Annotated in this window: 19 protein-coding genes; 11 read left to right on the top strand and 8 right to left on the bottom strand. The window is 38.8% G+C overall.

Annotated elements, in window-relative coordinates; genetic code table 11:
- Positions 1-36: 36 nt before the first annotated feature.
- The 4 genes from BGP15_RS12035 to BGP15_RS12020 form a co-directional block, all read right to left on the bottom strand.
- The gene (locus tag BGP15_RS12035; protein ID WP_115048156.1) at positions 37-1632 is read right to left on the bottom strand and encodes a RagB/SusD family nutrient uptake outer membrane protein; all 1596 of its coding nucleotides are present in this window, start codon (positions 1630-1632) and stop codon (positions 37-39) included.
- Positions 1633-1642: 10 nt separating this feature from the next.
- Positions 1643-4852 carry a SusC/RagA family TonB-linked outer membrane protein gene (locus BGP15_RS12030; RefSeq protein ID WP_286769649.1) on the bottom strand — a complete coding sequence of 1070 codons (3210 nt, stop codon included), beginning with the start codon at positions 4850-4852 and terminating at the stop codon, positions 1643-1645.
- 230 nt (positions 4853-5082) lie between these two features.
- Complete coding sequence (locus BGP15_RS12025) at positions 5083-6264, bottom strand: FecR family protein (protein ID WP_286769648.1); 1182 nt, start codon at positions 6262-6264, stop codon at positions 5083-5085.
- An 86-nt stretch (positions 6265-6350) separates the two neighbouring features.
- Positions 6351-6863 carry a sigma-70 family RNA polymerase sigma factor gene (locus tag BGP15_RS12020; RefSeq protein WP_286769647.1) on the bottom strand — a complete coding sequence of 171 codons (513 nt, stop codon included), beginning with the start codon at positions 6861-6863 and terminating at the stop codon, positions 6351-6353.
- 480 nt (positions 6864-7343) lie between these two features.
- On the opposite strand from BGP15_RS12020, the gene BGP15_RS12015 reads away from it, so the two are divergent.
- The 3 genes from BGP15_RS12015 to BGP15_RS12005 all read left to right on the top strand — a co-directional run bounded on the left by BGP15_RS12015 (position 7344) and on the right by BGP15_RS12005 (position 11175).
- Positions 7344-7658 (top strand): hypothetical protein, encoded by a 315-nt coding sequence (locus tag BGP15_RS12015; protein WP_146753046.1) that lies wholly within the window; start codon positions 7344-7346, stop codon positions 7656-7658.
- Positions 7659-7724: 66 nt separating this feature from the next.
- Entirely contained in the window at positions 7725-8504 is a 780-nt protein-coding gene (locus BGP15_RS12010; protein WP_112374551.1) for a GLPGLI family protein, read from the top strand.
- Positions 8485-11175, top strand: a complete 2691-nt coding sequence (locus BGP15_RS12005; protein ID WP_286769646.1) for a peptidase associated/transthyretin-like domain-containing protein — start codon at positions 8485-8487, stop codon at positions 11173-11175. The genes BGP15_RS12010 and BGP15_RS12005 overlap by 20 nt, the downstream gene beginning before the upstream one ends.
- Positions 11176-11280: 105 nt before the next feature.
- On the opposite strand, the gene BGP15_RS12000 is transcribed toward BGP15_RS12005, so the two are convergent.
- On the bottom strand, positions 11281-12168 hold the full coding sequence (locus BGP15_RS12000) for an alpha/beta fold hydrolase (protein ID WP_286769645.1): 888 nt from the start codon (positions 12166-12168) through the stop codon (positions 11281-11283).
- Positions 12169-12291: 123 nt separating this feature from the next.
- Here BGP15_RS12000 and BGP15_RS11995 point away from each other — a divergent pair, with 123 nt between their 5' ends.
- Complete coding sequence (locus tag BGP15_RS11995; protein WP_070568534.1) at positions 12292-12660, top strand: MerR family DNA-binding protein; 369 nt, start codon at positions 12292-12294, stop codon at positions 12658-12660.
- A gap of 566 nt (positions 12661-13226) precedes the next feature.
- On the opposite strand, the gene BGP15_RS11990 is transcribed toward BGP15_RS11995, so the two are convergent.
- The 3 genes from BGP15_RS11990 to BGP15_RS11980 all read right to left on the bottom strand — a co-directional run bounded on the left by BGP15_RS11990 (position 13227) and on the right by BGP15_RS11980 (position 16284).
- The gene (locus BGP15_RS11990) at positions 13227-14768 is read right to left on the bottom strand and encodes a protein adenylyltransferase SelO (protein ID WP_286769644.1); all 1542 of its coding nucleotides are present in this window, start codon (positions 14766-14768) and stop codon (positions 13227-13229) included.
- 172 nt (positions 14769-14940) lie between these two features.
- Positions 14941-15279, bottom strand: a complete 339-nt coding sequence (locus tag BGP15_RS11985) for a luciferase domain-containing protein (RefSeq protein ID WP_286769643.1) — start codon at positions 15277-15279, stop codon at positions 14941-14943.
- Between the two features lie 78 nt (positions 15280-15357).
- Entirely contained in the window at positions 15358-16284 is a 927-nt protein-coding gene (locus BGP15_RS11980) for an SRPBCC family protein (RefSeq protein WP_070568525.1), read from the bottom strand.
- Positions 16285-16648: 364 nt separating this feature from the next.
- On the opposite strand from BGP15_RS11980, the gene BGP15_RS11975 reads away from it, so the two are divergent.
- The 7 genes from BGP15_RS11975 (at position 16649) to BGP15_RS11945 (ending at position 24181) form a co-directional block, all read left to right on the top strand.
- Positions 16649-17689: an endonuclease/exonuclease/phosphatase family protein gene (locus BGP15_RS11975; protein WP_286769642.1), complete on the top strand. Its 1041-nt coding sequence runs from the start codon at positions 16649-16651 to the stop codon at positions 17687-17689.
- 154 nt (positions 17690-17843) lie between these two features.
- Complete coding sequence (locus BGP15_RS11970) at positions 17844-18503, top strand: SanA/YdcF family protein (protein ID WP_201303515.1); 660 nt, start codon at positions 17844-17846, stop codon at positions 18501-18503.
- A 153-nt stretch (positions 18504-18656) separates the two neighbouring features.
- Positions 18657-20207 (top strand): serine hydrolase, encoded by a 1551-nt coding sequence (locus BGP15_RS11965; RefSeq protein ID WP_286769641.1) that lies wholly within the window; start codon positions 18657-18659, stop codon positions 20205-20207.
- Positions 20208-20401: 194 nt separating this feature from the next.
- Positions 20402-20842: a hypothetical protein gene (locus BGP15_RS11960; protein WP_286754514.1), complete on the top strand. Its 441-nt coding sequence runs from the start codon at positions 20402-20404 to the stop codon at positions 20840-20842.
- Positions 20843-21419: 577 nt separating this feature from the next.
- Positions 21420-23027 carry a sensor histidine kinase gene (locus BGP15_RS11955; RefSeq protein ID WP_286769640.1) on the top strand — a complete coding sequence of 536 codons (1608 nt, stop codon included), beginning with the start codon at positions 21420-21422 and terminating at the stop codon, positions 23025-23027.
- The gene (locus BGP15_RS11950) at positions 23024-23773 is read left to right on the top strand and encodes a LytR/AlgR family response regulator transcription factor (RefSeq protein ID WP_286769639.1); all 750 of its coding nucleotides are present in this window, start codon (positions 23024-23026) and stop codon (positions 23771-23773) included. Before BGP15_RS11955 ends, BGP15_RS11950 begins: the two co-directional genes overlap by 4 nt.
- A gap of 33 nt (positions 23774-23806) precedes the next feature.
- Complete coding sequence (locus tag BGP15_RS11945; RefSeq protein WP_286769638.1) at positions 23807-24181, top strand: hypothetical protein; 375 nt, start codon at positions 23807-23809, stop codon at positions 24179-24181.
- Positions 24182-24336: the final 155 nt, after the last annotated feature.

The following is a 24336-nucleotide window of genomic DNA, read 5'->3' as shown; positions in this document are numbered from 1 at the left end:
GCGTGGTATAAGCGCTACCCTTGTTTTATTGTTTCATTAGTATCCCGGGTTTTGGATCAGATTGGGTTCGACTTGAAAGCTACTTTCGTGGAAAGGCCAGAGGTATTGATGTTTCAAAAATTTTCTATCTTCAATTTTAAGCACCTCAGATTTCCCGTCCGCACTTTGTCGCATATGACCCAATGCAGGTTGATTAAGAACTACTTCTGCTGTTTTCCATCGAAGAATATCACTATAGCGCAGCCCCTCACCGGCAAATTCGACTCTTCGTTCATTGCGAATTAAGTCAATCCATTCTTGTTGAGATCTCACCGTGAGATTGACATCTGCTACATTCATATCGAGTCCTGCACGTTGTCGAATCTGATTGATACAGCTTTTCGCTAATTCATCTACGTTATTCAGCATAATTTTGGCTTCGGCATAGGTCAATAACACTTCTGCGTAGCGTGCCAAAGGAAAGTACATATTACCTCCCGTCCGAAATGCATCAGCTTCATCGACAAATTTCTTAAACCAATAGCCCGATCGGCTGCTTCGTAAGTTTTGATAATAGAATAGACTCTTTGAATCATAAATATCTATTTTTTCTTTGTTGAATAGGTCGCCCTGCCCAAAAATACTTGCTGTGTAACGTGGATCACGATTTAATTTGGGGTTGAGCTCATATTCCTGCTTGCTGTGTAAGGGGCATTTGTCAATCGAACGTCCTTGTAGTGTCCAATAACTATCAACCAAAGACTTCAAAGGAACGACATAAGATTGCCCATTTCCGGTCTTATATTGTGGGGCAAGATGCTGAAAGGAATTTGTAGCAGAATTATTGTGGCTTTCCATGTCAAATTTGATGATAAACTCCTTATTGGTCTTGTCTGCTTGATAATTGAATAGGCTAGCATATTGGGGGTGAAGTTGATATTTGCCACTGTCCATTATTTCCTTCGCAAGGGTTGCGGCAAGCTCATAGCGTCCATTGTAAAGAGCATATCGCATGACCAACGTTTTGAAGGAGTATTTGTTGAACATATAGGCGTTTGTGGTACCTTCATTTTCAGGGAGCCTGTTTGCCACATCTTGGCTCATTTCAAATAGTTTGTTCAGTATTTCAGCTTTCGGCGTTACTGGAGGTATTGCTTCTTCAAGTGTAACCGGGACTAGGACAAAAGGTACGTCACCCCAAACTTCAGTGATCCTGAAATAATGCCAGATACGTAGTGCTTCTAAGATTGCTTTATATTTTTGTCTTATCGACTCATTTTCCACATAGGGAATGTCAATATTCGCGAGGTAAGTATTGATCCGCCCCACGTGTTTATTATATAATGTCCAATAGTACTCAGCCAAACGTGCGTTGCTTGTCATATTGCCATTGGCAATGATCATATGGTGGTCTGTCTCTATTCTAGCATAGGCGTTATCGCTACGACCATCTAACATATAGAAGAGCAGGCGACGTTCTCCTGGTCCCATAAAAACATCCAAATAACTACTGTAGACTACCCGACGTAAATCTTCTTCGGTATTGAAGAACTCGTCGAAGGATGTTGCGGTAGGATCTCGTTTATCAAGAAATTTTTCGCAGCTACTTAACGTTGCTAGCGCAATTATCAAGGTTAAAATTTTCTTTTTCATTAGCATAGTTTTAAAAAATACTCGCACTCAGTCCAACACTGTAGGTTGCCATACGTGGATAATTTCCGTTCCCATCATTTGTTCCAGGACTATCGACATCAATACGTTCGGGGTCAAGACCTTCCCATTTCGTGAACGTGAATACATCCTGCGCATTAACATATATTCTAAAATTTTTGATGCTTTTGCCGATTTTAGGAAATGTATAACCAAGCTGAAGAGACTTGATACGGAAAAAGGCAGCATTGCTAAGCCAAACATCACTGAGTAGGGTATTGGGGCTTGGCCCCGTCCAAAGACGTGGAAAACGGCTATTCGGATTTTCGGGGCTCCAATGGTTTGCTACATATTCGACACGTGGTGCGCCGAGGTCGTTACTGTTTCCATCAACATACACCGGATAGGCCTCTTGGCCGATCAAGCGGCCCGTGCGCTTTCCGATCCCCTGACCCAATGCTGAGAAATCCCAGCCTTTATAGCGAAAGTCCAGATTTATAGCATAGTTATAATGGGGAAGAGGGTCTGCCAGATAGCTGCGGTCCTCATCGTTGATTATACCATCCTGATTTTTATCCACGTAGCGGATATCACCAGGTTTTGAATTTGGCATTTTAGCGGGCGTTGCGTCAACTTCCGCCTGCGTTTGGAAATAGCCATCAGACTGGAAGCCATAATAATTGTTGATTGGGACACCTTTGTACCAGATTCGGTTATTATCGCCTTTAAAGATCAATCTATCGTTTTCATTGTAGCCCGCCTTGAGCATTCGGTTGCGGTTATCAAAAAGCATTCCACCAATCGTATACGAAAAATCGTCCTTTTTGTCGGACCAGCTTGCTGACAGCTCCCAACCATTATTTTCCACGGCACCGATGTTGACCGCAGATTCCAGACTATTTGATCCCGTGAGCGGAGGCACGGCAAATTGGTCATAAATAAGATCGTATGAATTTTTATGATAAAGCTCTGCCGTAAAGGATAGTCTATTTTTAAATGCATTGACGTCTAGGCCCAGGTTCCATTGCTTCTGTTTCTCCCAGGAGAAATTTGGATTGGGAACACGTATTGTCCAGCCCCAGGTATTAACAGATTCCTGCCAGAGGTATGGCGCTACATTTTCGTTTCCGATAAGTCCATAGGAAGCTCGTATCTTAATGTTATTAACTGTTCCCGATTCGAGAATAGGTTTAAAAAAATGTTCGTTATGTAAGTTCCAGGCGAAAGCTCCCGAGGGAAAAAATCCCCAGCGATGACCGGGGGCAAACTTGCTACTCCCGTCTGAACGTCCAGTCAACTCTAAAATATAGCGGTTGTTAAAGGAATAATTTAATTTACCGAAAAAAGAAGCTTTGCTGATTTCTCTAAAATCGGTGAAGGTGTAATTCATGACTTCTGAACCTGCGGTTAGATAGATCTTGTCTTTGTGCTGGCGGAGCTCTTTGTTAAAGTTAATCAGCATCCGAGCGGTGAGCTGGCTTTCACTAACACCTTGCGAGGCATTGACATCATTTCCCCAAATTGCTGCCGGAGCACCATTTTCATCAAAGAACTTATAGGTCAACCTTTTTTGTTTATTGGCCGATTTGTTAATCATGTAGGAGACATTTCCCTCAATATTGAAATTGCTGTTGATGTTATATTTGGGACGTAAATTGATGGTACTACGATCATACATATTGTTTTTTGTACCACCGTGTTTTATTGAAGCAATTGGGTTGATGTTATTATGCAGGATATAGTGTTCGGGGAGGTCAGAATCATAAAAAATTTGTTGCGTTGGGTTCAGGCGCCAGGCCTGTTTATAAAGGCCGTGCCCATCATCGTTTGCCAAAAGACGATCTACCTGTAGACGGTGCGCATAGAAATCGGCCATTAATACAAATTTGTCGGCAATGTTGATATTTGTATTAAAACGTGCCGAAAACTTTTGAGTACCTTCAATCTTATTGAGGCCATTTTCTTTTATATGGCCAAGCATTAAATTAAAAGTACCAACCCCACCACCGCCAGATATACTTGCGTTATTATTCATTGCTGTCGACGTTCGTTCCATGACTTGATCGAGCCAATTGACTTCTTTTAATTCTCCGGAAGCATATTTGTTTATTGTTTCTTCGGGGTAGATCGCAGATTGTCCCTGTTGGATTAAGGTTTCGTTCCGCAATTTCATAAAATCAACGGCTCCGACAAATTTTGGAAGATCAATGGGTTTATTGACTGCAAACCAGTTGTTGGTAACGACTTTAAACTGTCCTGTCTGTCCGCGTTCTGTTTCGATGATGATAACGCCATTTGCGCCACGGGAACCATACATGGAAGCGGATGCGGCATCTTTTAAGACGGTAATGCTTTTAACTTGATTCGGGTCAATATCATGTATGCTCTGTTCCATACCGTCTACGATGACCAAAGGATCTGCATTTTGTAAGGTACTGATTCCGCGAATAGAGATGGTACCCGGAACACTTCCCGGCATACTGTTTCCGCGCATCATTGTGACTCCTGGGATCGTTCCTGAAAAAGCATCCTGCATTTTAAAAATTGGACGATTTTTTATTTTCTCCATATCCATTTGTGATACGGAAGATGCAACGTGCTTTTTGTCTACTTCGGAGAAGCCGACGACCACCACTTCATCAAGCCCCACTTCATCTGCATCCATAATAACATTTAGCTCCGATTTATTGTTAATCGGGATTTCTAGCTGTTTGAATCCGACTGCACTAAAAATCAGGGTTCCTTTTTTGCCATCGGGGAGTGTCAGTTGGAACTCTCCTTTCGTATTCGACGAAGTTCCTGTATTGGAGCCTTTTAGCAGGATGCTTACAGCAGACAATAGATTTCCCTTGGTATCATGTACTTTTCCTTTTATGACTTGCTGCTGCAAATTGGATATGCCGGACGTACTTTGTTCTGGCAAAGAAATATCTTCATTTTTACGCTTGATAACAACAGTACCACGATGTAACATGTAATAGAAAGCGGTGCTTTTGAAAATTTTATCTAAAGCCTTATCGAGTGATACATCTGTGATTTCAACCGTTGCTTTTTCGTTTTTTAGTAATCCTTCTTTAAAGATAAAATGTATACCAGTCTGTTTGGTAATGCTTTCCAGGACAGTCTCAATCTTGGTATTTTGGGCATGTAAAGTTATCTGAGCGGAGCTTGAAGCGTAGGCGCCCATCATGGATGTCGCCAATAAGATTCCTGTCAGTTTCATTTTTAATAAATGGTTCAGAGTTTTCCCTTTGTCAACGGGACATAAGGTCCCTTTTGAATAAAATAAATTATTCATAAATTGGTATAGAATTAATGGTTTATGATCAGTGTTAATTCAATTTTGATGCAGGAGTATTTGCCGTACTTCTGCATTTTTATCATCTTAATTTAGGTTTTTCGCTTTTTTACATACAAAGTCCTCCTCAATAAGTTTATCTGTTTATAATTAGTTTATCTGTTTACAATTAGTTTATCATTGTCAATGGTCAATTTATAACCTGTCAAATCTTTTAGTACATTACAAAGTTCCGCCAGCGTTACATCTCTTTTCATGCTACCTTCATATCGTTCATTATTTAATGGGATCTTACAATCGACCTGAATTCCGTACCAACGGCTTAATTCATCAAGTATCTGTTGCATATCTTTATTTTTAAAATAGAAATATCCGTCTTTGAAGGCTGTGGCTTCAGCCTTACTGGCTAATGGAAAAGTCTTTAGCTTTTTATCGACAATTTCCGTTTCGCTGCCAGCATTCATATAGATTTCGTTTTCATCGTTGCTAACTTTAAGTTTTCCTTCTGTCAATGATACTCTCGTATTTGCATGATAGGAATTTACATTGAAAGCTGTTCCGATCGCCTGTATATTGATATGATTTGTTTCAACAATAAAGGGCCTATGTGCATCTTTTGCAACTTCAAAATAGGCTTCACCTTTTAGTGTCACTCTTCGCTCTTTTTTATCAAAATTTGCTTTATAGCTGAGCTCAGAGGCAGCATTTACCCACACTTTAGTCCCATCGCTAAGGGTTAATACCATGGTAGATCGTTTAGGAACTATTAAAGTATTTTTTAGGTTTTCTGCTAAGCTAGCGGGGTATATAAGCCGTCCTTCTTTTAATTCGATACCTTGCGCAAAATATTGGATTGCCTTTTTTTCGGTTAATCGTATTTCTTCTTTGCCCTCAATTTTTAAAACTGCACCTGCTCCTCCTGGAAGAACATCATTTTTATGTCCGTATATCTTGTCCGGAATTAAATAGTTTATAGGTTTTTCTTGCTGTTGTCTTTGCCATAACAGCGTTAGGACAAGTAATAGGGCGGCAGCAATCCCAATAGCCTTGTACCATGGTTTATTTAAGAAGAGATATTTCTTTCTTGATTGTAAAATTGTTTCCTTCGTCGTAAATTTACGCTGTGTGATGAGCCATTCTTGTTTTACATCAGTAGTGCGAAGATCAAAAGGAACATATATGTCGGTCTGTGATAACCGACGAGATAAGCTATCCCTTGCGCTTGGATATTTTTGTAAGAGATTTTTTAATTGGTTTTCTTTGTCGGATGGTAACTCACCATCCTTCAAAAGAAGAGCAATCAGTTCTGCTAATAGTATTTTGTCGGTTTCTATCATAATTCAGAAGCTAAATAACTTGAACGGTTGAAATGGGTGATCCGTTTATGGAAATAAGTGGAGGTTTAGTTGTAAGGTGTTGATTGTTAGAGTGTAAAAAATGTAAGAAGTAGGCTTAGAAATTTTCTTTTAAGCAGGTTTATCGCACGCATCCGTTGTGTTTTAACCGTGTTTACTGAAACATTGAGTTCCTGTGCGACCTCGTCATACTTCATTCCGTCCAGATAGATTAAACGGCAGATTCGTTGACAACCTTCGGGCAATTCATTGAGTTCCCGATGTAGAGCTCCAATCAGTTCTGCGTTTATTAAATTATCCAGGATATCATTGTCATCCGGCTGGTCAAGGTTAAATTGGCTCCGTACACGATCAAATATCACATTTCTCCGTTTGATATTCATTGCTATATTTTTTACAGCGCTATAAAGGAAGCTCTTAATGACGGGCTCTCCCTTTTGCAGTAAGTCCTGTCTACCCATTAGAACGATAAATGCGTCCTGCACGATGTCTTTTGCAATTTCTTCGGAACCAACCCATGGAAATGCAAATACACTGAGTTGCAGAAAATATTTGTTAAAATAATATTCTGTGGATAACATTTCGTTTGCTTTTTTTTTAAAATATAAATTTTAAAAGTGAAATAAAGAAAAATATTAGAGATTTTATGTAGGTAAAAACGTCTTAAAATTTTGAAGCTTTATAAAGCTGCTATTAAATGCTGTTTTTAGTTATAGTTTACTGTAATTTAATATAAATATGATATAACAGAGGTTTTTTTGTGTGAACATCTTGGTTTTTCGGAATCTTTCATGTGTTGTTTCTATCGATTTTTTTTCAGAGGTAGGCTACTTTACAGTAAGGCTTTGTGCGTTTTTATCTCATAGCGATTTGCCCCATAATTTTAGTTATTCAGTGAACAAGCCCATTGCGAATAGTAACGGATCAGCTACGAATTCTAAGTGACCATTTACAGATATTTAATCATCATTTAAATAATTAAATGTGTCTTTATTTTTACCGTCATATACAAGGGTATGCCATCAAATCATACCATGGTTTAACAAGTAAATTTAAAAACAATGAAAAGATTAATGATGAGTTTGGTAGCAGTGGTTATGCTATCATCTGTTGCTTCGGCTAAGACAGCGACAACACCGGTCAATGGAAATGCATCTGTGAAAACAACTTCCCAGCGCCTGGCCAACAATACGCTCCGGGTAACCGAGGAAACCACGGAAACGAATGCAGCCTTTGTACGCTGTAATTTTAAGGTAAGCATATATAGCAGCGACGGCGTTTTGCTAGGCAGCGCAGTCTATACAGATTATGCTTCTTCAGCTGGCGGTTGTGCGGGTTTTTTTGCTGCAATGCATGACTGGGTTGCAAACAACTAACTTTTTATTCATTATCACAAAAAACAAAAGCGGGGCTTTGACCCCGTCTTTCTAAACTAAATTATCATGTGTAAATATTATATATTCTTTTTATTTCTGTTCCTTTCCAGATTATCTTCTGCACAGCGGCTTCATGCCGTATATGAATACATTCCATCGGCAATGGCTACTTTTAAAGAAGCGGTCTATTATGATGGAACAGTGAAGATTGCTGTTCGTGATTCGATGCCAATTCGTAAGCAAGAGCTTAACAAAGATGCCGACGATGAAGAAGTAGCATCTTCATTTTCGATAACAATCGGTTCTGGCAAGAGGTATAACAGGGTCGTGATCCATCAAAATAAGACTGACCAACAGTTAGAAACCCGTTCCATTCAAGGTGTTAACTATTTGGTGACGGACAAATTTCCGGCGCTGGTCTGGAATACGGATTACACCGATGTGGATACATTGGGCAAACATGTATGCCATAAGGCAACGGCCTCTTATCGAGGAACTACGTTGGTAGCTTATTATACGAATGATATTCCCGTGCCTGTTGGACCATCGAAATTTGGCGGCTTGCCAGGCCTTATCGTGATGCTCTATAACGAAAGTGCTAATCCGAACTATTGGTACTTGAAGGAGGTAAATTATCCCTATACTGGCGATATTCCCGTAAATGATAAATATATTCAGTCTTTACCCAAATTGAGCCTGGAAGAGTTTGTCAAGAAAGACGACCAATTCAATGAAGAGCAAATGCGCATTATGTACAGCAAAATGCCAATGATGGAAGGCGTAAGCGTTGAGAAGCAAAAAGTTAGGGGCAGTGTAGAGCAAGTGTATGAATGGGAACATCAATAAGCGGATAGCGGTCTTACTCAGCTTTTGTCTGTTGTGTATGGCCGTATATGGACAAGTTGCTATCCATGGAAGCGTCAGTACTGAAGGAAAACCTTTAGGAGGGGTGCGTATTGATTTACGGCGTGATGGCGATAACAAAATGCTGGCTTATACGTTTAGCGACGGTCAGGGGAAATATCATGTGCAAACGGCCCAAAGTGGATCATTTACGTTGCTATTCAAGGCGCTGAGCTTTAAGTCTGTTTCCCTTTCCATCACACCAATGCAGGTCGATACGCTAATTGATGTGCAGTTATCAGCTGGGGGAGTGGAACAATTGCAGGAAGTGATTGTCCACTCCAAAGGGGCTTATCGTCGGGGCAGAGATACCATTGAGCTTGCTGTGAAATCCTTTTTGCAGGGCGACGAGCGTACGGTAGAAGATCTACTTCGAAAGATCCCAGGTATTCAGGTGGGTACCGACGGCAGTATCAAAATAGGTAATAAAGAAGTGGAAAAAGTGATGGTGGAAGGGGATGATTTTTTCGAAAAGGGCTACCGCTTGCTGACGCAAAGCATGTCTGTTCGTCCCTTGGAAAAAATTCAGATATTGCAGCGGTATTCCAATAATAAGCAGCTGAAAGGTATCGAAAATTCGGACAAGATTGCACTAAATCTGCAACTTAAGGAGGAAAGTAGGGCACAGTGGCTTGGCTCTGTTGATGCGCAGTTGGTTCCCATAGGCCCCAAATATTATCAGGCGAGTGCTAACCTGATGAATTTTGGGAAGAAGAACAAATATTATCTCTTGGGTGCTGCTAACAATAACGGAGTGGATGCCGTAAGCAGCATCAACCACCTCATTCAGTCTGGTTCTCCAGATGAACCAGGTCAGATTGGTGTGGGGGTAACAACACCCACTTTGATAGATAATACACCAAATCTGCCTGGTTTTGATTATAAAAGAACCAATTTCAATAACGACAAGTTGTTGTCATTGAATACCATTTTAAATCCGACCCCACAGTTAAAAATCAAATGTCTGGGTTTTGCAAATCCTACTAAAAAATCATTTTACCGAAATACCGTGCAGAACTATCATTTGGAGGATATCCAATTTACCAACACCGAAGATTATCAGTTTACCAGAAACATCGATAACTACTTCACGAAACTGGAGCTGCAGTTGGAGCCCAATAAGCGTACATTGTTGAGCTATTCAGGTACACTAGGTTCTTTGAGGAAAAATGATTTGGGCGCATTATTGTTCAATGGTGTACAAAGTGAGGAACTGACCAAAAGCAAAGGGTATTTGACCAACCACAATCTGAGTTATAGCTACAAATTTTCGGAGCGGGATGTACTGGTCAGCTCACTACGTTGGATAAACCAGCAATCGCCAGTAGATTACAGTATCGATCAATATTATTATAAAGACTTGTTTGGGGGGGAAGATATCCGTGCGGTAAAACAACATATTGAAAATAATCTACAGTATTTGGGTGCCACTACGCATTATGTAAGCCGGAAAAAAAATGGTGACTTCTTTGAGTTGGCTTTCAATATGGCCTATCAGCAGCAACAGCTTAATACCGAATTAGATTTGCTGTCAAATCCAGATGAGTTAGGGGGAAAAGCAGTCTCTCCCTCGGGATTTTCTAATGCGATGGACTTAAACGTATTCCAGACAAACTTTACTTCCAAGTACACTTTTAAACGAAATAAATGGGAATTAACACCTCGTTTGCAGGTAGGTCTCGTACAGAATAGGTTAACAGATTTTGGGAAAACCATGCCTAAAAATAACCTCTTGCTTTCGCCTGGATTATCGGGGAAATGGGTTATCCACCCAAAAGGGCGCCTGGAAACCGACCTCTATTTTCAGCAACAGAATACCTCGCTTACCGAGCTCATTCCCCATTATTATACGACAGGGGTTCGAAACTTTATTCGAGGAATGGATAAGCTAGCCACGCTAAGCAGTTCTGGTGGCACGCTGATGTATACCTATGGCAGTATGACAGATCGTTTTTTTGCGAACCTCTCGGTCGGACATCAGATTTTGTTTGATTATGTGGGTACAGAAAGCAGTTTAGACCCCAATTTTAGCCTTGTGCAACAGGTATTGCTCAAAAACAAAAAGAGCAGCAATTATAAGGCGGATCTTAATTACTACCTGAAGGCTGTAGGAGGAAATTTTCGTTTGGACTTAGGTGCAAATACAGCAGATTACGAAACATTGGTGGTGGACGTGGGCAATCGTCGCATCCATACAGAGACATACGATTATGGACTATCGTTTAGAAGTGCATGGAAATCCAGGTTGAATATTTACACAGGTTACGCCCTGCAGTCGGTCACTTATCGCTCAGATAGCAAAACTACACTACATAATAGTCGCGGGTTTCTGAATGTATTTTTGAATATGGGAAAAAACATACAGTGTAATCTAAAGAATGAATCCTATCGCTTTGGTAGTTTCCTTGGCCAGGATTCCAAGACCTATTATTTCTCGGATTTCTCCTTAGCTTATGAATTGCGGCAGCATAGGACAAGATTTACCATGACAGCAAAAAATATTTTCAATACTCGCTTTTTCAGAAATGCTGAATTGACAGACCTTTATAATACCAGCACCGAATATAAGCTTTTGCCTGGTTATATCAGTTTTGGGGTAGATTATAGCTTTTAAGTTTTTATTTTGAAACTAGGACAGTACTATCCTCAAAGCTGAAAATCCTACGCGGATAGCCAACACAATCGTTGCTGGTTGATTACAAGTTGATTTCGTCTGAAATTAGATCGTCAATAAAAACCCTTTGATCAATTCGGCAGTTTCGATAGGTTTTTCGGCAAGAATAAAATGGCCACAGTTTTCAATTTTTTTAAGTGTTAGATTACAGGTGATTTCCGGTAAAGAATGATGGAATAGGTCATAACCACTCGCACCAATCGCTAGGACTGGCATTTCTAATTTATCATAGCTCCCGTAATCTTTAATATCTTGTGGAAAGGCCTGATACCATGCATTGGAACTACGAATGGCATCCTGGTTGTCATACGCTTTACTATACACCGATATATCAAATTGGCTTATGCTATCTTTATTAATCAGCAGGTTGTCGAATAACCAAGAGATGACGATTGACATGCGTCCCTCAAGCAACTTTTCTGGCAATTCTCTGACTTGGTTGAAAGCTAGCCACCAGGGATATAAATAACTGCTCCCTAAAATAGGTAACATCGGAAGCTGATACATGCTTGGGTCTGGATGTGGTGTATCCAGCAGTATCAATTTGCTTGTTGCTTGTGGATAATTACAAGCAAAACTAAAAGCGACATGTGCACCGATATCATGACCTGCAATACAAACGCTGTCGAAGCCTAAATGCTTGACTAATTCGTAGATATCCTTGGCCATGTTCTTTTTATCGTAACCATTTTCCGGTTTATCCGAGCTACCCATCCCTCTAATTTCAACAACAAATACTTGGTTGTCTTCTGCTAATATTGGCATGACATGATGGTAAGCCCACCATGTTTCTGGATAACCCGGAATAAGAATTATGGGGTCTCCTTTGCCCCCTTGAACATAATGGATTGATAGGCCATTTATTACAATAAAATTGTTTGTGAAGCCGGGTACAAGTTTAATAAGTTCTTTGTCGGAATATCCTATTTTCATGATAAAAGATAATTGATAGTTACCATTGATTTTCAATAGACAAATTTAAACTGTATTTTTACAACCCACAAGTATGAAGTATACTATATACTTTTATTATTTTTTTAAACTATTGATTATCAAGTGAAATTAATTAGTCAACTAGCGAAGGAAGCGAACATGCCTATTGGAACTATACGCTTTTATGAAAAGAGCGGACTCATTTCTGGCATGACAAAAAAGGATGTAACTTCCAACAAGTACGTGTATTATGACGATGAAGTAACCGAAAAACTGAGGTTCATAAAGATGGCGAAAGCTGTAGGCTTTACCTTAGCTGAAATTAAACAGGTTATTGATGCATGGTATCAAAAAGAGCTGACTCAGGCAAGTAAAATGGAAGTGCTTGATCTTAAATTGCAACAGATAGACACTAAGATAAAGGAACTTAAGCTAATGAAAAAACAAATTGTACGATGTAAAAGCAATATCGAAAATGGTTTAAGTCGATAACCTATAAAAAACTTTGCGAAAAAGAAAATGATGAAGGAATACAGCATTGCTATTGGACTGTCAATCGTATTGTGTCTAATTGCCTTTTTTATTAGAGATCGGTTTTTGGTGTTTTTTACCACCGAAATAATAGGTGAAAGCCCTTTGCTTAATAATAGTTGGCGCCTACCCGGTCAGGTTTTGCCAGCACTGATTTTTATTTTCTCTTTTGGGATTCTTCCTTTTCTGTATCTGTCAGTCAAAAATTATTGTAAAATATCTTCGGTAAGAAATCAATTGTTTACTATACTATTGATCTGTACGTCAGGATCTATATTTTGTGGAATACGCGTGATTTATTTAAAATTTAAAGTTGCTCAGATACGTGACCTATTAAAAAGGGCCGAGTTTGCTTCGGATAGTGATATACCTAGTGTTCGTTTTCAGGATATGCACCTGGAGTCTTATCTCTTGGTAGGTTTATTTGTTGGCTGGCTATTGTGTATGATTATTTTTAGAAAATCTACAAATCCTAAACTTTAGCTTTTAAACCCACCCTGAATGTTTAACGAACGGGGCATTTCATACTACGAACTGCATGAAAGTGTAGAACATCCTGCGGTGTCGTCATAGCTTGAAGGACGCTTGACGGAAAATTCCGGAAATAATTCCTGGTAAGGATTTTCTAATGCCTGTGTTAGTTTCATTAACAGGGCTGTTTTTCCGGCACTAATTTCTTCAATACATTGGTAAAGAAGATAGTTCCGCAATATAAATTTGGGGTTTGTTTTTTTCATTAATTCCACGGACTCAGCTTTTGAAATAGCATTTGAATTCAGACGGGATCGATAGTTTTCCATGAAGTCTTTCAGTCTGCTGAGCTTTTCTTCATTTAAAGCGCTGTAAGCTACCGGGCTGAAATGTTCCTGTAAATCAGTTTCTGGTGTTGTTTTCTCCAGTTGATTGAAGAATAAGGTATGATCCAATGCGAGGTCCTGCATTAAGCTCTGCCAGTTATTAAAAAATACCTCATCCTCTTCTTTTAGTTCATCAAATCCGAATTTTTTGCAGAGCATTTTGTCATGAGTTTCCCAAAAATAAACGCCAAAATTATTTAGGGTGTTTTCAAGAAACTTTTCATCGTTGATGATGGGCTGGAGGGTATTTGCGAGTTTCCATAGATTCCATTGGGCAATCTGTGCCTGCTTTCCAAATGCATATCTTCTTCCCGGTAGATCCGTTGTATTCGGGGTGAAATTTAAATTATATTCATCCAGCATTGAATAGGGACCATAATCGATCGTTAGGCCTAAGATGGACATGTTGTCTGTATTCATTACCCCATGTACAAAACCTACTCTGAACCATTCTACCATTAAGTCTGCTGTGCGGATACATATATTCTCAAAAAAATCTTTGTATTTCTGCTGATCGGATGAAACAATTTCAGGGAAGTAATTTTCAATTGTAAAATCAAGCAGATCCTGTAATAACGTATGTTCACCCTGAGCAAACATCAGTTCAAAATGTCCAAAGCGAAGGAAGCTTTCGGCGGTTCTGATCACTACGGCTCCTTTTTCGTATTGTGGATTGCCGTTATACATGATATCGCGAAGAACATCTTCTCCTGTAAAGGCTAGGCTTAAAGCCCTGGTGGTAGGTATGCCTAAGTGATGCATGGCTTCACTCATTAGGTATTCACGTACAGAAGACCGTAATACGGCTCTTCCGTCTGCACGCCTTGAATAGGGTGTTGCACCGGCTCCTTTCCATTGTATTTCGGTCTTCTTACCAGCAGCATTGGTAATTTCTCCCGCCAGAATGGCCCTGCCGTCGCCCAGTTGCCCGGCCCAATTACCAAATTGATGTCCGGCATAAGCTGTAGCGTAGGTCTGAATATTGTCGGGTAGGTGAGAGCCTACCAGAAAGTTAAGATCCTTTTCTTCAAATTTACCCAGCCCTATTTCCTCAGCAAGAGCTTCGTTAAAAGCAATCCGTTGAGGCTGGTCAAACCCTGCAGGTTCAATCGTAGCAAATAGCACTTTTGGCGTGCCTCGCTGTGTAGGATTATTGGAAAAATCTCCAGGGAATTTTTTGAGAAAAGGTTGTTTGATCTGTTCAATATTCATACAGCAAAGATATTAAATCTAAAAGATAAAGACCTTCCTTTTTTATACCTAGATGGTGTCTTAATAATGAGTACATAGATAGCCAAAATAAAGAGCCGATAGCTAATTATTGCAGTGAATGAATATTTTATGAAGACAAAGCCTGTCTAACAGAATGTATATAATGCTGTTTTTATCTAGCACGGTCATAAGCCTTTTTCAAGAGATAACAGGCATAGGCAACATCTTGCTTATTGTGAAGATAAAAACTGATCCAGCCTGAATTTTTAAACACATGGTGGTCCTTAATTTTTCCCTCCATCATTAATGATTTTTTTAGCTCTTTATTTAATAGAATGTCCATTAAACCATTGCTATGGACATGTGCAAATTCCTTTCCTAAATAATTGAACGCAGTCCCACCATATTTATGTATCCCAATCGTCGTCCCGGGCATTCCTTTTACATTTTCTTCCAGGTCATCGATCCAATTTAGCAGTTCAGGCTTGGCAATGAACATCCAAAATCTCATGAGACTATCAAATAGAATGGCTAATAAGGGGATATCCTTTAAAAAGCCAACTCTTTTTACCACAAAAGAAAACATAGATTATCGCTCGCTTAAAAGTTTAATATGCTCCATGACTCGGAAATGGACATTCCGAGTGATACTTTCTGCCCAAAGGTCATAGTACCAAGTCGGGAAAACATGGAGATTATACCAACTGTTCCCAATAAGGGTAGTGGTACCATTTCCATTGTCTTTCAATATAAATTGACCTCTTTTGATATCGATATGTCCCATGATTTCAGGGTCTTTGGGTTGATCAATGATATCAAAAATTAAGTTTTCATTGACGTCAAATTTTACAATCTTCTCATCGAAAACATACCCGTTGCTAAAAATACATTTTCGGTTTGCGCCCAGTTTATGTTCACTTACCGTTGTAGCCATGGGGCTCGGCATTCCTATACTAAAAAGCCAATAGTTTTCCTTCTGAGATATGGGATCGAAGGCGACCACGTGTTGCCATACTTGCGTTGGACTCGCATGAATTAAGATCTCATCGGAGACCATATTTTCATGATGGTGATCAGTCAGGGAGTCGACAATAAAAATTCCAAGTAAGAGGCTAACAATGCTTATATTCAATTTTTGATTACTCTTTTTAAACATTGACCTTCCAATAAAGGCACCTGCGATAACAAAGCCAAAGATAAGAGGTGAAACAATTAAGAGGCAAATAATGCCCTCACCTAGGAATATAAAGCTGAGTAAGATAGCCATAAGGCCACCCAAGATAGAACATGCGGTTATTTGTTTACCTCTCATGTCAGTATCTTTCCAACACCAAGCCATGATAATACCCATCAACAGTGGAATAATCACAAACTCAGAAAAAACAAGTACCCCTGCATCCTTGGGCAGCAATGAAGATTGCATACCAATAATTAGAAATGCAAAAATGTTGGCGATTAGAATTCCCTGAACTGTTTTAGAACTTCGTACTTTATAAAACGTTTGTTTCAAACTCATGATACTTGATTTTTATGTTCATAAACCGGTTGTGCTAAAACTTTGTGTGGCTAAGGTATTAAATAATTCGCTATTTAATAAATTGTGGAATGCTGATAAATATGATGCTATTCAATTGAAGCTGATCAAAATGTTACAAATACAAAAATGCCGTTGCGTTGGATGTATCCTACTGCTGAATTCGATACAAATCGAGAAAAAGTTGATGAAGCAAGTCAACGACAATGTGTTGGAGTTGATAATGTGGATAAAATTATTTGGTTATTACAGAAATAAGTAAGAAACTCGCTTATATGATAATGGTAGAAACCGTTCTCGGCAAGAACGTTGCGGTAATACTTTCCAGTAGAAATAGACAACTCCAATGAAATTAAGAAAGATTATATTGCTTTTAGTGATAGCCCTTTTGGGGCATACACTCTTCGCTCAGGCAAAAAATGAGGTAAAAGTACTGCAGATCAACATTTGGCAGGAGGGGACTGTTGTGCCCAATGGGTTTCCTGCGATAGCAGACGAAATTATTGCCAAGCATGCAGATGTCGTTCTCTTTAGTGAAGTCCGCAATTACAAGGGAACAGATTTTATTCAGCGTATACTAACGGAACTCAAATCTAAAGGGGCAATCTATTTTGGCCAGTCCAGTGATGCAAAACTGGATGTCGGTTTTATTTCCAAATATCCGATTGAATCACAGCATGCGCTTTATGAAAAAGATAGTACCATGGGCGGTGTTTTAAAAAGTAAGATCAAGATTGGAAAGCGTTCTTTTGTATGCTATTCTTTACACTTGGACTACACAAATTACGCATGCTACTTGCCGCGTGGTTACGATGGTTTGACCTGGGAGAAGTTAGATCGTCCTGTTTCAGATGTAGGTACCATTATTGAGGCTAATCGGAAAAGCAAACGTGATGAAGCTATCCAAGATATCCTGAGCGACGTAGAAAAAGAGGATCAATCACAATCGTTTATTATTGCAGGTGATTTTAATGAGCCTTCACATTTGGATTGGACATTGGCTACAAGAGATCTTTTCGACCATCGTGGGGCAGTGGTTCCTTGGGACTGTTCGGTTTTATTAGAAAAAGCCGGATTTATAGATAGTTTCCGTCAATTATATCCCAACCCGGTCAGTCATCCTGGTTTTACCTATCCTGCTTTTAACAAGGATGTTCCCATTGGGAAATTGGCATGGGCACCCACAGCGGATGATCGAGATCGGATCGATTATGTTTATTACCGCAGCAAAAAACCGTTGAAACCAGTAAAAGCTAACATTGTCGGTCCTGTAGAAACCGTAAAGTATGGACAGAAGCAGGAAAAAGATAGTGAAGATAACTTCCTGCTGCCCGAAGGCGTGTGGCCAACCGATCATAAAGCGATGTTGGTTATGTTTAAATTCTAGAGCATTAATAGCCAAATGAAATATACCGAAAAGACTGTAAGTGCCTACGAATGATAATTTATCTGCAGCGAATTATAATTGGTTCGATTTTCAATTGGTTGTACTATTAAATTTGTGTTTAAAATGATAAGTTTATCATGAACAAATCAAGCTAATGAAAAAGATTAAAAGGTTCGTTTTAGTGGTTGTGGTTCTATGCGTAGTAGCCCTGGTTGTTGTGGTGATAACCAATAGCAATGTAACGGCTAAAACAGATTCGGTGATTTTCACTGAACTTAAGGATGTGCCAAGAACCAAGGTAGCCATCATTTTTGGCGCTGGCATCAATGGTGATCAGCCAAGTAGGTATTTGAAAGATAGACTCGATGCTGGGATTTCGTTGTACAAAAACCACAAAGTGGATAAAATATTGTTGTCGGGAGACAACGGAAGAGACGAGTACGATGAGCTTAGCGTAATGAAGTTGTACTGTCAGAAAAATGGCATCGATACCGCTAAAATTTACATTGACTATGCTGGGTTCGATAGCTACTCGACCATGTACCGGGCAAAATATATATTTAATGTTGATACGGCAATTTTGGTATCTCAAAAATATCATCTAAATAGATGTGTTTATCTGGGTGATAAATTAGGTATAAAATCATTCGGTTATAGTGCCGATCGAGGAGTTTACCCTGGATATAAATATTATGCATTTAGAGAAAAACTATCGGTAACGAAAGCGGTTTTGGATGTAATGAGAAATAGAAAACCAAAGTATTTAGGTAAGCAGGTGGATGTAAACGGAAAGTCGAATTATACGAAAGAATAATTTAGGAGATTTTACGGATTGATAGACCAGTTATTATCGTAAAATTCAGCAACCTCCTAAGAACAACCAGGAATAAAAAAATTAAAGGCAATGTCTACAGTAGTTTGCGGGAATCATGTTGAATAAGTATTTTCGTATATATTCCAATTTGATATGAAATTCCTTTTAACCTTTATTTTTTGTTCCTGGTTTTCTTTTTCACTATTTTCTCAGGTTGGGAAAGTAGGTGGGCAGAAAGATCAATTTAAAGCAATTGATTCTGTTCTCGGCCAAGTTTTAAAAGATCATCATGTGGCGGGTTTTGCCGTTGCTGTTGTAAAAGGCGATAAAATAATTTATAATAAGGGATTTGGCTATCGTGATTTCGCGAATAAAAAACCTGTTACACCGAATACGCTTTTTGCAATCGGTTCGAGCTCCAAAGCTTTTACCGCTTCATTGTTAGGTTTGTTGAGAGCGGATGGCAAACTGACATTTGAGGACAGAGCGGTATCTTTACTGCCTGCGTTACGGTTTTACAATGATGAGATGGATAATCAAATCGTGGTTAAAGACCTAATGGCGCATAGGACAGGCTTGTCCCGCTATGATTTATCTTGGTTTCTGTTCAATAGTAAAAATAGAGATAGTCTGATTTCACGGGTCAGATTTATGAAACCCAGTTCAGGCCTGCGCATGAAATGGTTCTATAATAACTTTATGTACCTTGCTCAAGGAATGATTGTGGAGCGATTGAGCGGTAAGACATGGGAACAAAATATACAGGAAAAGTTTTTTACTCCCCTAGAAATGACTCGTTCTAATACCGATCTCTTAGCATTTCAACGGGACAGCGATGCTTCTTTGCCCTATACACTTTCCAAAGATAACACGATAAAACTGATTGATTATTATAATATTAGTGGTATGGGGCCAGCAGGAAGTATAAATAGCAGTGCTAGTGAGATGTCTAATTGGCTCAAGGTTTGGCTCAACCAAGGTTATTTCAATGGGAAAGAAATACTTCCTGCAAATTATATAAATGAGGCTGCGAGCTCCCAAATGGTGATGGATGCCGCTTTACCGGACAAACACAAAGATGTTTTCCTTTCCAATTATGGATTAGGCTGGATGATTGGCTCCTATAGAGGACATTATCAAGTCGAACATGGTGGAAATATTAACGGATTTTCTGCGAATGTGGCATTTTTTCCAACAGATACACTCGGAATTGTCGTATTAACCAATCAAAACGTGTCTAAGGTCCCTACGGTGGTCAGAAATTCTATAGCGGATATCCTTTTTGGCTTGGAACCAATCGATTGGAATGGTGAAAAAAAGGCTGAAATCGATTCGCTGCGTCATGTTAAAAAAGAAGAAGAAAAGTTGCCCATTCCAGCGACGAAACCTTCCCATTCCTTAAAACAGTACACTGGTTCTTTTGAGAATCCTGCATATGGAATTATTGAGGTAAGGCTTAAGGATAACAAGCTATACAGTGAACTCGGTTATGAGAAGGTTGTCCTTATCCACCGACATTATGATGTTTTTGACCCAAGGTCTGTCGATAAAAATGGTGTAGCAGATCCTGAACCAAGTAATCTTCTCTTTAACTTCTTTAGCGATGTGGACGGTCAGATTCAAGGTATAGGAATTCTGTTGGACGGTAGTGAAAAACCGGTTATGTTTGATCGTAAACACAGTCCTGTTACTGCATCGCAGTAACCGACCAATCGTATGGAGCAATAACATGAAAAGGAGGTGCCCCGATGGCACTCCTAAGCCAGCTGCCACAGAAAAGATTAGCTGTCAAATTGTATTTGACATACGAAAGCAGAAGATTGGGTGAATTTAAAAATGGGGACTTTAATGAATCTTAAGTATTTGAGATTTAATCCCTGATAATTTATAGACGCATTATGAGATATTCACCTGTAAAAATAATACTAATTGAGGTCGTACTTTTGATGGGGTGTAATTTCGATAGGGAAAAACAGTATTTTCTGGAATTCAGAGAAGAAAAGACAATAGCATCCATGCCCAATGATATTTATTTCAACGATCAAAAAATAGGAACGGTGGATCGGGTATTATTAAAATCAAAGGTTCCAACTTTCAAGGTGACCTTATCTGATCCAATACCTATACATTCAACTATTGAATTAACTGAAATGGATCTGCTTGGTAATCACAGATTATTATTGAAAAAGAGTAGTGCTGAAAGAATATATCATCATAATGACACCATTACAGGTTTTTTAAAATACATTAAACAAAAAAACATAGATCCAAAACTGCGGGATAGTATTTATAAATCAATTCGCGAGGGGAAGGGGATCCTTCAATTTGATACTGAGTAGTTTCCCCGCTTTGAATATTTAAGCTTTTATACCTATTTTTATTACTTGTATAAGGCGCTTATCTCCGTGATATCTCGGTAACCCAAGTGAAAAAATCAGATCTTATTGTAACCTAAATGACTTCTTTACCGAAGCTCTTATTGATTGGAAAATTCTTCTTATGGAGGGGAGGTCTTTATGATTATGTCCAGAACAGCATAGGCGCTCCGGATATAAAGGTAACCGAGTTAAATACTCGCAAAATCTAGCAGGATTGCTTTCGTCAAGTTATGGCTACTACGAATCAAGACAGGTACGTCTGAGCTTCAACTAATAGGTTCATTTATGGCGCGACTAAGGATCAACGTAATCGCAAATCGACTCTCGAAAGCGAATGCGGTCGGATACAATAAGATAGAGTCCGGCTATGTCGACTTTGTGTTTATACCTTTCGATATAAGAGCGTAATTGTGATGAGCGCTCAAATGATTAAATCCTGATTCTGGCGTATAGTTTACCAAGTGAGCGGAGAGTAATACTGTTTTTGCATTTTTTTAAAATTAATAATTATAGAGTTTTGTAAGTATAAACGACAATCATGAAAAAAAACACGTTTTTACTAATCGCTATATTCTTTTGGATACCCCTTGTTGCTCAGGTTAGCAGCAAGGGCGAACAGTATTCAATAGACAAAAAGGTAGAATATTATTTAGGGAGTATAGATATTGCAGGAATAAGCATCGGTGCCTCCTTCGATAGCCTGAGTAAAATTAGGAGCTATGCAAACAGGTTTCCCAACATAAGCAACCAAGCGCTGACTTATATCAATAATGGAAATAGGGTACAATTCAAAATTCGTACTAAACTACTTTCAGGCATAAAGAACTATCGCTTTGCTGTTGTCGATGATTTAAAAAATACGTTGTTATCCGGACGCTTAGAGGACCTGACCTTTAACAAACATGGGTTATTTGGTTATATAGCAGAATTGCCAATAACGGAGATCCGAAATAAGACCATTTCTGTAACCTTATATAACGAAAAAAATCCTTCAGAACAGGGAAGCGTGATTATATATAACACAGCGATCCCAAAAACTGATATTATCTTTCTTGGAAGGGAGCTAATTGATAGATCAAATAGATCTGCGGTTGAAATGAAAACAGATGCGTCGAAAATTATCTTGGACAATGATGTTACAGGTCTGAAGGTTGCAGTTAGAAAAAATGATTACAGTTCCATTTACTCGTTATTGTTAAAAGAAAAGGAAACTGGCAACATTGTATTTAAAAGTAATTCTTGGAATTACAGTTTTTACACTGTAGATGGAATAGAGCAACCGAATATTTCAATAGGTCGGGAGAATTTCAAAAATTCTGGAGAATATGAAATCATTATTCGACCACAATTAGAGAATATGACGGAGAAAGAGATGGAATCGTCTAGTTTTAGACAAAATGTCAAAATACAAATTGATAGAACTTTCTCTATGCAAGATATGATCATGTGGTCTCTATCATTAATTATTATCTTTAGCATTATAAGCTTTCTTCTAATTTATGTACTGCGTAGAAGAAATAGAAAAAAAATCCGAGAAGAGAGTTTAAATAAAAAAATATCGGAAACTAAACTGATCTCGATTCAGGCGCAACTCAATCCTCATTTTCTTTTCAATTCGCTCGCTAGCATTCAGAGTTTTATAAATAACAATGATGTGGACAATGCAAATAGGTATTTAAGCAAATTTGCCCGTCTCACCCGAAATGTGCTGGATAGTGAATCGGTAAATACACTCACGGATGAGCGCAATCTTTTAACCGATTATCTTCAGATGGAACAGCTACGATTTGGTTTTGAATATGCGATTGATGTTAACGATCTTGATCCTAATAACATCGAAATACCAACAATGCTCCTACAACCATTGGTTGAAAATGCTATAAAACATGGGATATCAGAATTGAAGGAACGTGGAAAGGTTAGCTTATATTTTGAGAGGAGGGAGAGTGATATGATAATAACTATATTGGATAATGGTCGAGGGTATGATATAGCACATACACCATTCGGGTTAGGAGTCAAGTTAACGAATGAGCGTATACAGCTTTGGAATGAATTGCATCCAGAGACAAATATTTTCATAGATACAGAATCTAAAAGTACGGGGACATGCGTATCTTTAATTTTTAAAAACTGGTTATTATGATACGTGCTATTTTAGTGGACGATGAAATTTCAAATACCAAAAATTTAAAGGCGCTATTGGCTAAGTATTGCCCCGATGTTGAAGTTGTGGCAATTGCAAATACGATTACTGAAGCAGCGAGCTTAATTAAAAATAATAGACCCAATTTGGTATTTCTTGATATAGAAATGGGGAGTCAGACAGGTTTTGACCTGCTTAAGGATTTTGAAACAATAGACTTTCAGGTGATTTTTGTTACAGCATACAACCAATATGGTATACAAGCCATAAAACATGCGGCATTAGATTATCTTCTAAAACCCATTGATATAGACGAGCTCAAATTGGCCGTTGAAAAGGCTTGCAAAAAAGTAAGTACAATAGTGCAGAATCCCGGGGTAGAATTTCTGATTCAGCAGTTGACATCGAAACAGAGGGTGCCTCAGAAGATAGCTCTTGCTTTTCAAAACGAAACTCGATACTTACTCATTAGCGATATTATACGTTGTGAAGCAGACGATACATATACCGTTTTTCACTTACTAAATGAAGAGAAAATAATTTCTTCAAAACCTTTAAGAGAATACAGCGAAATACTAATTCCACACAACTTTATTCGAACACACCAAAGTCACCTTATAAACCCTTTTTATATCCAAAGTTGGCTTAAGGAAGACGGCGGGACTTTACTATTGGCAAACCGTGAGAAAATACCAGTATCTAAACCAAACCGTGAGCGCGTAAAAAACGCTTTGGCACAATTGTAAAACAACTTGGACCTGCAAAAATGGGAAACGGGTATGCATGAATTACGCTCAGTATACGACAGTTTACCCCCGAATGAAAAAGCAAGTTGTCTTATTTGGGGCAAACATTACTCGCAGGAGGGTGCAGTCGAACTGATGAAGAGTACATATGGGCTTCCGAACGCCTTTTGTTATCACGGTAGCTTCTATAACTGGGCACCGACAGGCCGTATGCCCCAAACGGCGATTGCCATTTGTTATAACGATACCAGTGACGATTTCTTTTGTTCTTTTTTCGAAAAAGTTGTTCCTGTGCGAAAATTATATAGTCCCGATGCAAGTAGCGAAGATTGGGTGCTGCAAACGATCTATCGCTGTAAAAAACCTAAGCAGGACTTTAACAAAATGAAAGATTTGTTTAAAAGTTGAATATTTGAATACGCATGCTGCTTACTTTATTTGACTGGGCTGCAAGAAGTATAAAATTGTATTAAGAAGGGGCTATCTAACCTTTAGATGAAGTAGTCAAGACTTAATCTGACAGTTGCGATAAATTAACAACTGTAAAATAGATTAGAGTTATG

It is taken from the genome of Sphingobacterium sp. 40-24, assembly GCF_001899705.1.
In the GTDB taxonomy this organism is placed as follows: Bacteria; Bacteroidota; Bacteroidia; order Sphingobacteriales; family Sphingobacteriaceae; genus Sphingobacterium; species Sphingobacterium multivorum.
This window is presented reverse-complemented; position numbering and strand designations above follow the sequence as displayed.